Annotated in this window: 9 protein-coding genes; 8 read left to right on the forward strand and 1 reads right to left on the reverse strand. The window is 43.1% G+C overall.

Annotation, left to right across the window (positions count from 1 at the left end; all coding sequences use genetic code 11):
* Positions 1-372 precede the first annotated feature (372 nt).
* From F0232_RS07940 to F0232_RS07965, 6 genes are all read left to right on the forward strand, one after another.
* Complete coding sequence (locus F0232_RS07940; protein ID WP_105057353.1) at positions 373-4,647, forward strand: transporter substrate-binding domain-containing protein; 4,275 nt, start codon at positions 373-375, stop codon at positions 4,645-4,647.
* Positions 4,648-4,661: 14 nt separating this feature from the next.
* The gene (locus F0232_RS07945) at positions 4,662-5,858 is read left to right on the forward strand and encodes an EAL domain-containing protein (protein WP_061032818.1); all 1,197 of its coding nucleotides are present in this window, start codon (positions 4,662-4,664) and stop codon (positions 5,856-5,858) included.
* A 116-nt stretch (positions 5,859-5,974) separates the two neighbouring features.
* Positions 5,975-7,594 (forward strand): methyl-accepting chemotaxis protein, encoded by a 1,620-nt coding sequence (locus tag F0232_RS07950; RefSeq protein WP_105057352.1) that lies wholly within the window; start codon positions 5,975-5,977, stop codon positions 7,592-7,594.
* 12 nt (positions 7,595-7,606) lie between these two features.
* Positions 7,607-8,857, forward strand: a complete 1,251-nt coding sequence (locus F0232_RS07955) for a hypothetical protein (protein WP_061032816.1) — start codon at positions 7,607-7,609, stop codon at positions 8,855-8,857.
* Positions 8,858-8,868: 11 nt separating this feature from the next.
* Positions 8,869-9,264: a hypothetical protein gene (locus F0232_RS07960; RefSeq protein ID WP_061032815.1), complete on the forward strand. Its 396-nt coding sequence runs from the start codon at positions 8,869-8,871 to the stop codon at positions 9,262-9,264.
* A 307-nt stretch (positions 9,265-9,571) separates the two neighbouring features.
* Positions 9,572-10,153, forward strand: coding sequence for a TetR/AcrR family transcriptional regulator (locus tag F0232_RS07965; protein WP_105057351.1), 582 nt, complete (start codon positions 9,572-9,574; stop codon positions 10,151-10,153).
* Positions 10,154-10,272: 119 nt separating this feature from the next.
* Here F0232_RS07965 and F0232_RS07970 read toward each other — a convergent pair whose 3' ends face one another.
* On the reverse strand, positions 10,273-11,532 hold the full coding sequence (locus F0232_RS07970; protein WP_008219823.1) for a dicarboxylate/amino acid:cation symporter: 1,260 nt from the start codon (positions 11,530-11,532) through the stop codon (positions 10,273-10,275).
* A gap of 469 nt (positions 11,533-12,001) precedes the next feature.
* On the opposite strand from F0232_RS07970, the gene F0232_RS07975 reads away from it, so the two are divergent.
* Positions 12,002-13,408, forward strand: a complete 1,407-nt coding sequence (locus F0232_RS07975; protein WP_105057349.1) for a nodulation protein NfeD — start codon at positions 12,002-12,004, stop codon at positions 13,406-13,408.
* A gap of 69 nt (positions 13,409-13,477) precedes the next feature.
* The gene (locus F0232_RS07980; protein ID WP_061032811.1) at positions 13,478-14,275 is read left to right on the forward strand and encodes a slipin family protein; all 798 of its coding nucleotides are present in this window, start codon (positions 13,478-13,480) and stop codon (positions 14,273-14,275) included.
* Positions 14,276-14,347 lie beyond the last annotated feature (72 nt).

Genomic DNA, 14,347 nt, shown 5'->3' on the forward strand with positions numbered 1-14,347 from the left:
CACTGAAACAATACGTAGCTGGCGGATAATAGTTTTATTTTGAGAGGCATTTTTCGCCTTCAATTTGAGAATTAATGTGCTGTTGTTGAGTCCAACTGATTCGTTCCCATATCGAAAAGCTTTTGTTTTATGGGTATTAGGCTTTTGGTGATTCGCTAATTGAGATTTGATTCATGTGTAAGCTGGAGAGTTTCAATTTGAGAAACTAATGATGGTAGAAGGTTGTTTTTTGTATCGGTATGCGAAAACTCTTACTGTGTTGTTGTGTGGTGAGCTTATTAAACAGTATCCATATTTTGTTTAACGCTACTTGCTGAATGGCTGTGAACTTGACGTTATAAAGTACGCTGCTGCTATAACGTCAGGTTTATCATGTACCGTATCTTTTTCTTTCAGTTAATTTCTTTGATTACATTGGTGTTTTTCGCATCACAAAAAGCACAAGCTGATGAATCAATTCAACTAGGAATTCAAATCTCAGATTTTGCTCCTTATGCTCAATCACAACAAGGAGAGGTTTCGGGCTTACTGCCTGACTTAGTTGATTTCTACGTGAAAGATGGACTCGATGGTGTGGAGTTTGTTGGTTACCAGTCACCGTCTGAACTCAACAATATGCTAAAAACGGGTGACGTGGACGCCATCATCACGGCAGAGCAAAATGTTTCAAGTGGTGGCGTTATCTACTCGAAACCGATCTTGTCGAGCCGAATGATCAGTTTGAGCAGTGAACCTATTGAGAGTCATTTGCTCATGAAAGGGCGTAAGCTTGCTTACTTTGAAAACTCGAGTAATGCATCGTCTGTGAAGTCCTTACTTCCGTTTTCTTCATTTGAATCATATTCATCATATCAGGATGCGATAGCCGCTGTTGCGCGTGAGAAAGTGCTCGCAATTGTGGATGATGGCGTGTTGTTACACAGTAAGCTGATGAATAGCCCCTATGACGCATCACTGTCTGTGAATTTGCATGATGGCTTGCCTCTGAATAACTACGTTATTGCTTTACTTGATACTCCTGAGAATAGGAAGCTATTGAACATCATCAATACTTCAATTAAACAAGATAAGCCAAATCAAATCGTTAATATCCATAAGAAATGGTTAAACGAAATACAAAGACGTTTACTATTGGTTGTTAGCAAAAATAAGTTGTTATTGACAGAAAAAGAGCAGCAATACCTATCATTGAATCCCAATATTTATGTGTCCTACATTCGAGATTCAAAACCTATTTCATTCGTGAACAGCGAAGGGCAGCCTGATGGTATCTCGATCGATATCTTGAATGAGATCTCTCGACTTACGGGGCTAAACTTCATTTTTGAAAATGACTTTGGTATCGAAGGGAACGATTTACATACGGTTTCTCTACCGCTGATCCATACCAAAGCGACTCCCTTTGCTGGTGTGGATGATCGTCACCTTTACTCGAAACCTTTTATGGTTGAGCCGTGGGCGCTGATTGGTAAAAGCGACAGTAACAAGGTCGATGTGTTTGGTGAGCTTTCTCAGAACGCTATTATCGGTACTACTGACGATAGCGTTGGTTCCCAATTGGCTAAGCGTTATTGCGAAGCTTGCCCAATAAAAAAGTATGACTCGGTTGAGCAAGTGTTAGAGGCGGTTGATAAAGGGCAAGTTGACTCTGCAATGCTCTCTTTATATCTCGCATCACCGCTTCTTCAAGGACAGTATTCAGGGTACTTGCGAGTAATTAGCCTGCTTTCTAAAGACAATGATGTGCCAGTTGCATATAGCGTGGAAGCTAACCAAGAGATATTAGGTAACATCATCAATAAGGCGCTTTTTGCGATTCCACATCATAAATTCCAGCAGATTAAAAAGAATTGGTTAGATGTTTCTTACGAATCTGGAGTCGACACTAAAGATGTGATTCTGGGTGCTGCCATTCTTATTTCTGTCGCATCTGTTCTTATTATGGCAATCATGGCATGGAGCTGGAAATTAAGCCGTGAGGTTGAAGATCGCAAGCGTGCTGAGTCTGCGTTGAAGCATCAAGTCGAGTTCGAGCGTTCACTACTTAACGCAATGCCGTTTCCAATTGTGGTACGTGACCTAGATAACCAACTTGTGAGTTTCAACAGTGTGGCTAGGGCGCTAAAGGATTTTGACTTAATAGAAGAAGCAATCATTAACAATCCAGACGAAGACGCCATGATCCACAAAGGGAATGTTTTGCCTCGTTTGGAAAAAGAGGTGGTCTCGCCATTTGGCAGTAAGCACTACGCATATTGGAAGTGCCCGTACATATCCAATGGAAGTATCGAAGGTTCAGTAACGATTCTCGATGATTTGACTGAATTGTATGAAGCGAAAAAAATCGCCAAAAGTGCGGATGACCGCGTCCAAAAACTCGCGAACAACTTACACGGTGCGGTGATACAACATATCCAGCCTAAGCGAAGCTTACACGATATCGAGTTCGTATTTATCAGTAATGGAATTGAAGAACTTCTTGGGCTGACGCCTTCTCAACTACGTCGTTCTCCTACGAGCTTCTTTGCGCCGCTAAATGCGAAAGACCGCCGTACTCTGATTCGAAAAATACGTTGTGGCAACAAAGATGGAAAGTTGAGTTTGGATATTGGCGTCAATATCGAAAATCAGAATCGTTGGCTTAACCTACAAAGCAAAATATCCGATCGTGGTGATTATTACGAATGGGACTCTGTACTGACGGATATTACCGAGCTAAAGCAGCAGCAAGAAGAGCTCACTCAGGCAAGGCAGAGTGCGATTGAAGCAACAGAAGCGAAATCGAGATTTCTAGCCAACATGAGTCATGAGATCCGAACGCCTCTTGGTGGCATTGTGAGTTTGCTAGAGCTTTCCGAGCAATATGAAGTGGGTCATGAAGTACAAAAGATTCATACAACGTTAAGCCAGTCCGCTAATAACTTATTGCACATCGTTAACGACATCCTTGATTTTTCTAAAATTGAGGCAGGTAAGCTGACTTTGGATTACCAGCCTGCAAGCCTTGATACCTTGACTCTTAGGGTGACTCAACTGCAAGCAAGGCAGGCGCATGCCAAAGGGTTGCAGTTCAAGTTCTGGCTAGACCCTGAGTTAAAAGACTCGGTATTGATGGACGACATCCGCCTCGGTCAAGTACTGAACAACCTGTTGAGCAATGCAATTAAATTTACTGAGCATGGAACTGTTGGTTTGACGACAAAGTTAGTAAGTCAAAACGATGGCCAGCAACAAGTCTGTTTTGAAGTTTTCGATAGCGGAATTGGTATTAGCGAAGAGCATATCCGAAACCTATTTAGACCTTTCGTGCAGGCGGATGAAGGCACCACGAGAAAGTATGGTGGCTCGGGTCTTGGATTGACTATCTCAAAGCAATTGATAGAGCAAATGGGCGGGACGCTGAACGTGACTAGTAAGATGAACTTAGGCTCAACATTTACTATCTCGGTACCTCTAGCATCACTTGATGATAACCAGTATCAAGATATGACAGGTAAAGTCGCTTTGCTCACCAAAACCTTCATGCAGCATCAAGAGTTGGAGAGCTATCTGACATCTTGGGGTATTAAGGTGATTACAAAGAGCGTGCAAACCACGAAAGAGTTAGCGCATTGGCTAGAGACCATTGAGCCTAGCTTTGTGTTCGTCCCTCATGAGCTTGCTCAGGCTATTAATACTCCTGATGAGAACGTGAATTTTATCTGTCTAAGCGAACATGGGATGCTTTCGCCTGCACCTTGTAAGTTAGGTTGGAATTTATCGGCAAACCCATTACTCCCTTCACAGCTAAGACATTGCTTGAGTAATAATCCAACCTTTATCGAAGAAATAGTAAAGGAAGAAAACAACTTACGATTAAGCACCGAATCACGCGAATCGGCGATGGAAAATAATAGGCTGATACTGATTGCGGAAGATCACCCAATCAACCAACAGATCATTATTAAGCAGATAGAGCAGCTAGGTTTTCATGCCGATATGGTGGACAACGGTAGAGAAGCGCTAGCGGCGCTCGATAAGCAAGACTATGGCTTACTTATCACAGACTGTCATATGCCTGAGGTGGATGGCTATGAGCTAACGAAACAGATTCGTTCGAAAGAGCAAAGTCAGAATATACCTCGATTGCCTATCATTGCGCTGACAGCAAACGCCGTTAAGGGTGAAAACGACAAATGTTTTGAGATTGGTATGGATGACTTTTTGTCTAAGCCTACCAAGCTCAAAGTGATTGGTGACACGATCAATAAACATCTTATGAAAGGCACACCGGCTGTTAGCCAGTTAGCGGCCAACGATACGAGTGTTGAACCTAGCCTTACGCCTATTGATATTCAAAACCTGATGGAATTATTTGGAGATCAGGACCTCATCGAGCAGATCATCAAGGATTTTATTCAGAGTCACTGCTCAGACTTGCCTTTGTTACTCACTGCATGTGAGAGCGAGAGCCTCGATGAAATCAAACAAGTTGCCCACAAAATGAAAGGTGCAGCGAAGATGGTTGGCAGTGCTGAGATGGCTGACCAACTGCAACAGCTAGAAGACGCCTCTGCAAACCATAGAGGTGGGTACTTAGAGTATTTCCATGAAGTGGAGCGACTAACGCAGAAGTTACAAAGCTTCTACTCCACGTATGCTCAATAGGCTGAGGGAACACTATGGATAAAAATATTGTTGTAATCGAAGACCACCCCTTTCAGTTGAATGTCATGACCATGGTATTGAACAGCTTGAGTGTCGGCAAGGTTCATTCTTTCGAGTGTGGGTGTAAGGCGTTAGACCACATTGAACAGTCTTCGGTCGACCTAATATTGTGTGACCTCAATATGCCAATGATAGATGGGATCGAATTGCTAAAAAGGTTAGCTAATTTGAACTTCAAGGGCAACATCATCATAACGAGTGCTGAAAACCAAACCGTGCTCGATGCCGCTAGTAAAATGTGTAAGGCATTTAATCTCAATTTAATGGGGGTATTAGAAAAGCCGATTGATCGTGCGCGGCTGCTAGAGCTAGTAAGCAGGGACACTAAAAAAGCAAAGTCGGCTTCAAGTTCAAATCGAGATATCGTGATCACTGATGAGGACATCGTAAAGGCTGTCGAGAACCATGAGATGGTTTTGCACTATCAACCCATCGTTTGTATTCACACGGGAGAATGGAAGGAGAGTGAATCTTTAATTCGTTGGCAGCATCCCCATTATGGTGTCCTTAGTCCATTTTTCTTTTTGACGCGTCTCATTGACTCAGGGTTAATGTTGAATGTATTGAAGCAGTTGCTTGATCAAGCGATTAACGATCAACGTTTCCTATGCAGCCGCAGGTTTGTTTTGAACTTAACAGCGAAAGATATGATCGACGGTGAAATTGTCGATTATATTTTTAAGCTTATCGATTACGGTAGGTTAGATGTTGAACAGATCAAGCTTGAGTTAACGGAGTCCGATTTAGTTGAAAGCGTTGCACTTGCTTTAGCGTCTACAACAAGAATATGTATGCGTGGTATTCCTCTCGCGATTGACGATTTCGGAACGGGTTACTCCTCACTGAAACAACTCGAGGATCTGCCATTTTCTGCATTGAAACTGGATATCGACTTCGTTAAAAACATCCAGCAAAGCCGCTCTAGTCGAGCAATTGTGAGAGCTTCACTTTACCTCGCTAAATTATTGGATTTAACAACCGTAGCTGAGGGCATTGAAGATATATCAATTTGGAAAGATATACGTTCAATGAGTAATAAAGACACACTGGCTCAAGGGTATTTTATTGCGCGTCCGATGCCTGCTGATCAACTGCCTGAGTGGAAAAGTAGCTGGGAAAAGAAAATAACCGAGTTCAATTTACTGGCGTAGGGGTAATAGGGGAGCCATTTAAACATAAAGTGATATTTGTTTAGTGAATATGTTCACCGATAAAAGTGAACTGGCGGTAACATAATTATCAATTTGCGCTAATTCAATAGAACCTTATGCTACTGTCTCGTTATATCAATATAAAAGTACAATTCGTCGTTCTTTTATCTATTATCTCGCTCAGTTTAGCGGCGATAATTACCATCAATGTTTTTATTCATCGCGATAATAGCCAACGACTAACTCAGTTAGAAATAAGTTATTACCCTGCATTAGAGCACGCCACTAAAATTCACTCGCTGTTGCCAAATGTTCAACAGCAGTTCGAAGCCGCTGTGATCATGGAAGATGAGCAGGCTCTCGACTATGCGCGCCAAATATCTTCTGAACTTCAAGTTGAAGCAAGTAAAGGGGCCAATGTTTTACCTTCACAGGCGCAAGCATTTAACAAGGTGTCGAGCTCGCTAAAAAAGTACACGGACTCCGCGTACGCGTTAAGTCTAGATTTTATTAACTTGAATGACTCCTTCGCGAATCTCACAGCAAGATCGAATACGCTCACTGCTGAATATGATTCGTTACTCGCGGCAAGTGAAATGCTGCGCTCGTCAGCGAGTCAAAATGTCGTAAATACCATATTGCACTCAGAGAATGCCGCAAACGACGCTGCTCAGCAGTCAATCTGGCTTGGCGTTTTCTTTGTTTTGTCTGTCTTTGTAGTGGGCTATGCGATTTTCAAATCTGTTATCAGTTCAATTCTGCTCGTCACTGAGAAAATGCAAGCGATCGCAACGGGAGATGGTGATTTAACCGTACGCATCGATTATTCCCGCAAAGACGAAATAGCAACCCTTGTACAAAGCGTTAACCAGTTTATTGAGAAGCTTCAAGGGATCATTGCAAGCACGTTGAGCATTGGGCAGGAGCTTGAGGTTGTGAGCGACAAAATCCGCAGTGAATCCAATCAAACCTTAGCGTTGAACAGCACCCAACGTGACCACATCGAAGAAGTGACTGACGCAGTTAACAATATCATTGCTCTTATTGAACAAGTGGTTGGCTTTGCATCACATGCCGATTCACAAGCTCAAAAGGCCAATGCCAGTGCTCAAACGGGTACCCAAGTCGTTTTGAAAACAAGCCAAGAGATCGAAGAGCTTGCCACCAATATTCGCGATACCGCCGGAAAATTAAAAGAGCTCGACCAAAATGCCAGCAATGTGGGCTCAATCCTCAGCACGATTCAAAGCGTTGCCGAGCAAACCAATCTGCTGGCCCTAAACGCGGCGATTGAAGCAGCTCGAGCAGGAGAGCATGGGCGCGGCTTTGCTGTTGTGTCTGATGAGGTACGTGTACTCGCTAATAACACCCAACAATCAGCAACCGAGATTAATGCCTTACTCGGCGAGCTTAAGTCGGGTTCGAATGCGGCGGTAGGTGCAATGGACCAAGGTCTCGCAAGCTCCTCTCAAGCCGTTGGAGATGCACAAAACGCTGGTGATTACCTATTAGAAATTAGCGGACAGGTTGAAGAGATTACCGAGCTGAATCGTCAGATAGCGAGTACCACTGAACACCAAGCTCGTGCTTCAAAACAAATTCATACCCATATGGATGATTTTAGACAGTGCTCTCACCAAGTGTCTCAGTCTACCGATCAACTAGAAGCTCTGAGCCACCAGTTGAGTGGCATCGTGACAGAGCTGAGTAAATCAACATCACAATTCAAAGTATAACGGAGAACAATAATGACTAACTCCCCATTTCGCTTATTGCCTGTAGCAGTGGCGCTTGCGGCATCGTTTGCTGCACATGCTTCAGATGAGCAAAAATTGGCCGAGCTAGAGAAAAAGGTCGCTATCCTTGAAGCGAAAGAGCAAAACTCAATTGCTGATAAATTTAGTTTCAATGGTTTTGCATCTTTGAACATGCAACTAGGTAATCAAAACCACGGCTTCATGAAGTCGGAGAATAAAGTACGTTTTGATGAAGGTTCTTTGTTTGGTTTACAAGGTGAGTTCGAAGTTAATGAGTCAACTTCAGCCGTTGTTCAAATGGTTGCTCGTGGTAACAAAAAAGAGAACTGGTCTCCAGATATTGAGTGGGCATTCTTAAGCCATAAAGTGACACCAAACTTAACGGTTCGTGGCGGTAAATTACGTTTGCCACTGTTCATGTATTCTGATTATCTAGAAGTGGGTTACGCACAAGTTGGTGTGCGAGTGCCGAATGAAGTGTACGGCTCAGTAGTGCTTACCTCTCTAACGGGCGGTGACTTCATTTATGATGTAGAGCTAGATGACAGTACTCTTTCATTCCAAGGCTTTGCCGGTTCACAGAAATTGTCGGCATCAAAGCATAGCTACAATGCTGATACACAGTTTGATGACATTGCTGGTGGTGTAGTTAACTGGACTGATGATACTTGGACGCTACGTGCTGTGTACGCACAGTCTGTGATCAGCTCTTCAACTAACTGGAATGTAAACAGCAAGCCGGTGTTGAATTCAACGTTTGATGATGAGAAAGCGAAGTTTTACGGTGTTGGTGGTCGATACGAAAACGGCAACCTAATGCTGGTTTCAGAAGTGACGCGAACAACCGTTGAAGGGTTTTACTACGATGTAGATGCAGCTTACTTAACAGCAGCATACCGTCTAGATGAAGTAACGCCTTACATTACCGTGTCACACATGGAAACGCAGGACGATGACGAGCGAAATGCAGAAGCTAACCGTCAGCTTGCAAATGTACTTCAAAACCCAACCAGTGCGTCTGCGAAATACGCATACGGTTCAGCAAAAGCATTAGCTGATAAGCTAAACACACAGCGCACAACATACAGTGTTGGTGCTCGTTGGGACTTCCTACCGAATATTGCGCTAAAAGGTGATATTAGCTACCTAACTGGCTTTGGTTCAACGAATGGTGGTGTAGCGTCGGAATATAAGAACGACGATAACATTTTGTACACTGTAAAAGTTGATGCGGTATTTTAAGGAAGAGAATCATGTTGAAAAAAACATTAGTAGCCGCTGCTCTTCTTAGCAGCATGAACGTATTCGCTGGCCTCGTTGTCGTTGGTAACCCTGCTATGTCTGAGCTTGACGCTTCAACGGTTAAGAAGTTGTACTTAGGAAAAGCGAAGTCACTACAAATCGAAGCGGTTGATTTGGAAGACGGACATCCAAAGAAAGGTGAATTTCACCAAGCTATTACTCAAAAAACCGAAGCGCAGCTGCAAGCATACTGGGCAAAACGCGTATTCACGGGTAAAGGTCAACCACCTAAGGCTGTTGGTCAGGAGAGCCTAGCGAAAGACATGGTTGCTAGCTCGACAAATACGATTGCTTATATCGATGAATCTTTAGTCGATAGTTCAGTTAAAGTGATTTTAAAACTTTAATTTTATATGTGGCGCTCAATATGAGCGCCACTCTTACATTGGCTTACGTTTGAGCTGATCGTCCTTACATTTAAGATAGCTAGCCTTACTTAACCCTTACGTGATATTGCTTAGCTATATGTTATTGTTTCTTAGAGCAATTATTCAGTTTGATTTTAATTACATTATTTAAAACACATATGAAATTTAGATTTCTAAGTTTTGATTATCTAACGGTGTACTAAATGTGTGTTTTTTCATATTGAGATTGTTTCTTAGAGTTATAAAATGTGCGGTAAATGTAAACAAGCGGGTGGGATATAATCTGATGCCAAAAGAAAAAAGAGAAGAAATATTAAGTGCAGCAGAAAAACTATTTATTTCTCAGCCTTATAATAAAGTATCAATTCGCTCTATTGCCAAATCTGCAGGGGTAAGTCCTGCTTTAATTCTTTATTACTTCAATAATAAAGAACAGCTTTTTGATCAGCTCATTGAAGAGCATACAAATCGATTTAAGGAACAGTTTTCAAAATATCAAAGAGTAGAAGGGGTACAGCTACAACAGTTAATCTCAGAGCTTATTGAGTTTTGGGAAAGTGCGCCAAATATATTTTTATTATTCACCCTTGGTGGTAACTCTTTTAATCACGATAATGTTCAAAGGTTGAAAGAATCTAAGTTCGGTTTCATCTATCACAAAACTCTTGAAAACCTCCTTTATTTAGTTGATGGCTGTAACGAATCCAACTTTGATTATTATCAGATGCTGGTAAGTTCACTGGTCTCTCAGCCTTATTTAGAAACAAGACAGCAAAAGTACAACTCTGAGAGTTCGACGTTTAACTTGATGCACTATCAAGAAGTTATCGCGAGCTTGTTTAAAGAAGAGAATAGCTACGCATACTGAGTGACGCGTAGAGCATCAAAAACATTGAAGCCTCCGAATTTAGCTCAGCAATGATCTTATCTTAAAACGCAAAAAAGCCACTCATAGAGTGGCTTTTTGTTTTCCGACGTAATCGAAACTTATGCTTGTTGTTTTTGTAGCTCAGCTTCTTTCGCTTCGTCTTCAATTAGAGAGTCAACGATCACTGCACATGCTGCATCACCAGTGATGTTCAGTGCTGTACGAATCATGTCGAAGATACGGTCTAGAGCGAACAACAGAGGTAGACCTTCGATAGGGATACCAGCCGCTAGAAGAACCGCAACAACTAGGAAAGAAGGACCTGGAACACCTGCTTGGCCAACTGCGCCTAATGTCGATGTTACGATGATAGCAACGTAAGCACCCATAGATAGGTCGATGTTGAACAGCTGTGCGAAGAAGATAGCCACTAGGCCGTAGTAAATTGCGTTACCAGACATGTTGATCGTTGCACCTAGAGGTAGAACGAACGAAGCCGTAGAGTTACGTACACCAAGCTCGTTTTCTACAGTGTCCATGGTTACAGGCAGTGTAGCCATTGAAGATGCTGTTGAAAGAGCAACCGCTTGAGGCTTCTTCATTGCAACTAGGAACTTCTTAGCTGAAGTCTTAGTGAAGATTTGAATCATTAGTGGGTAAGCAACAAAGCCGAAGATTAGGATCGCAGCGATGTAAACAACAAACAGTTTGAATACAACCATTAGTGCGCCAAAACCGAATGTACCAACTGCTTCAGCCATTAGGCCAAATACGCCAAGTGGTGCGATGATCATCACTTTGTTGATCATCCAAACCATAGCATCAACAATCGCGTTTACGCCATTGATGATAGGATCACGTTTTTCTTTCGCTTGCTTAGAAAGTGCGATACCAAAGAATAAGCAGAAAACTAGGATTTGCAGAATGTTTGCTTCGTTCAATGATTGGAAAACGTTAGTAGGGATCATGCCAGTGATGGTTGCCCAAAACGTTGGTAGTTCGCCTTTCGCAGCGTATTCAGAAGAGAACATGCCTTCTACGCCAGAAACATCGATACCACGACCTGGTTCGAACACTTCACCCATTACAAGCGCTAGTGCTACAGCAAGTGCAGACGTTAGTGCAAAGTAACCTAAGGTTGTGATACCAACCTTACCAGCAGATGAGCTGTTGCCTAGGCCTGCTGCACCTGAAATTAGGGCAACCGCAACGAGAGGGATAACCAGCATCTTGATCAAGTTGATGAAGATAGCACCCAGTGGAGCGAACATTGTTGCGCTGTCACCCATCATCGCACCGACTAGGGTACCGATGAACATTGCAATAACGACTTGAACGCCAATGTTGCTTAGTAAACTCTTTTCTTTTAACACTTCCATAACCTCTGTGCTACTAAATATAAAATTCCCAGAACTACTGACCAATGTACGATGTACCATTGGAAAAATATTTCGCGAAGAGTTTTACACGTATCATTTACATTTATCAATATGAGCTGAGATGAAAGTGCGCCAAAAATTGTAGGCTTAACGTTATTTGGTGTTTTTTTATACCAAAGCAAACGTTTGCTTTGGTTTTTTCTTAGAGTGATATTTGGTTGATTTATAAAAGCGTTCTGACTGCGTGTTTTGTGAATGAATTTGGTTGTCTGATGTTGATAAACACCTATTAACATTTTCTTTTCAAGTTAGGGCTTTTTTTGAGCAGGCAGAAGGTGGTGAACTTAAGTGAGTGTGTTGTGCGAAATTTAGCCTGAACTATGCTTAAGGTATCTATTTATTACCAAGATGTTACCTCTGCGCTTTAAATAAAACGTCTATCTAGCATCTCAGTTGTAAGGAGAGGGACATGACTTTTATCTTAAAGTACTTGTTTGCATTTCTTCTGTTGTTCAGCTCTGTGTTTGCTCAGGCCGATGATGTCTGGGTTATTGAGGTGAATGGAGGTATTGGTCCTGCAACCAGTGATTACCTCACAAGAGAGATTGAACAAGCCCACAAAGAGCAAGCCAAGCTCATCATATTAAAAATGAACACGCCCGGCGGGTTAGATACGTCGATGCGTGACATCATCCGAGCCATTACTACTTCACCTGTTCCTGTCGCGACTTGGGTTGGACCTGCCGGTTCACGTGCGGCAAGTGCAGGGACTTACATTTTGCTTGCTAGCCACATCGCTTCTATGGCTCCCGGAACCAATTTGGGTGCAGCTACTCCAGTGTCACTTGGCGGAGGGAAAGCGCCAACCAATCCGTTATCTCCACAAGATGACACCAATAAAGACGACAATGCCACTGCCGATGAGCAGGGTGCACTCAAAGAAGAGAGTTCAGAGCAGGTAAAAGCGACCACCGCGATGGAGAAGAAGGTGATTAATGACGCTGCGGCTTACATTGTCAGTTTGGCGAAGCTACACAATCGAAATGAAGAGTGGGCAGAAAAAGCGGTAAGAGAAGCGGCGAGTTTGGATTCCGAGAATGCCCTTGAGCTGAATGTGATTGATTTTGTTGCCAGTGACCTGCAACAGCTGGTGGAAATGAGTAACGGTCGCACCATCATGATTAATGGCATCAATCAGGACATAGAACTTAATGACGTGGCCTTTGTCGAGCGAGAACAAGATTGGCGCTTTAGTTTGCTTTCTGTGATTACGAATCCAAACGTCGCTTATATCTTAATGCTGATTGGTATTTATGGTCTGCTGCTTGAGTTTTATAACCCAGGTGTCGGGTTGCCAGGGGTGCTTGGTGGCATCTGTTTGGTGCTGGCGATGTATTCCTTACAAATGTTGCCTGTGAGCTATGCAGGTCTCGCCCTCATTTTGCTCGGTATCGCCTTGATGGTCGCCGAAGCCTTTAGTCCGAGTTTTGGTATTTTCGGCTTGGGTGGCGTAGCTGCGTTTTCACTCGGTTCCATCATGTTGATGGACACTGAAGTACCTGGCTACCAAATCGCATTACCGCTAATTATCGGGATAAGTTTGTTCTCCGTTGCCTTTATCGTCGTAACACTCTCTATGTTAGCTCGAGTAAGAAGCAAGCCTGTGACCACTGGGATGGAAGCGGTGGTCGGTGAGACAGGCAAGGTAGTCAGCGGTTTTCCTGGCGCGGGGCGAGTGCTTGTTGCTGGCGAAATTTGGCAAGCTCAATGCACCAGTGAACTGCAAGCAGGGCAGAATATCAGAGTCACCAAGCTAACAGGGCTTTCTTTAGATGTTGAAGCTCTTCCTGATGAGACATCATCGAAAATTGGTTAGTGCTTGATGAGAGGATCAACTCGAAAGAATTATTCATTGTTGAGTCATCGTTACCATTAGGGGGCGGTTATGTTTATACACACTATAGGTATTGTCATCGTGCTGGTTGTCTTGCTGATCGCCAGTATGTTCAGAGTACTACGCGAGTACGAGCGTGCAGTGGTCTTCTTCCTCGGGCGCTTTTATGACGTGAAAGGGCCAGGATTAATTATCATCATTCCTTTCATTCAACAAATGGTGCGAGTCGATCTACGAACCATTGTATTGGATGTTCCCACACAAGATTTGATCACCAGAGATAACGTGTCAGTGAAGGTTAACGCTGTGGTTTACTTCAGAGTGCTGGATCCTAAGATGGCGATCAATAATGTTGAGAACTATCTCGAAGCGACCAGTCAGCTTTCTCAAACCACACTGAGATCGGTTTTAGGTCAGCATGAGTTAGATGAATTGTTGTCTGAACGTGAAGAGCTCAACAGAGATCTCCAATCGATTCTTGATCAACACACCGATAACTGGGGGATCAAGATCGCCAACGTTGAGATCAAGCATGTCGATCTGGATGACAGCATGGTGCGTGCTCTGGCTAAACAAGCAGAGGCAGAACGTTCTCGTCGAGCTAAGGTAATACACGCGACTGGTGAGCTTGAAGCATCCACCAAGCTAAGGGAAGCCGCCGATGTGCTAAACAAAGCGCCTAATGCCATCCAATTGCGTTATATGCAGACATTGACCGAAGTGGCGAATGAGCGTACCACCACCATCGTATTTCCCATGCCTGTCGATTTAGTGGATAAAATCACTGATCCAATAAAAGCGACGCTAAATGAGGCTGCGATTAAGAAAGCGATGAAATCCGATGATTAGCCAGGGTTTCTAGCGGCAATAAAAAAGGCGCCACATCTGTGGCGCCTTTTGAATTTAACGTCGTGTTTAGTA

It is taken from the genome of Vibrio sp. T3Y01, assembly GCF_013114525.1.
Taxonomy (GTDB): Bacteria; Pseudomonadota; Gammaproteobacteria; order Enterobacterales; family Vibrionaceae; genus Vibrio; species Vibrio chagasii_B.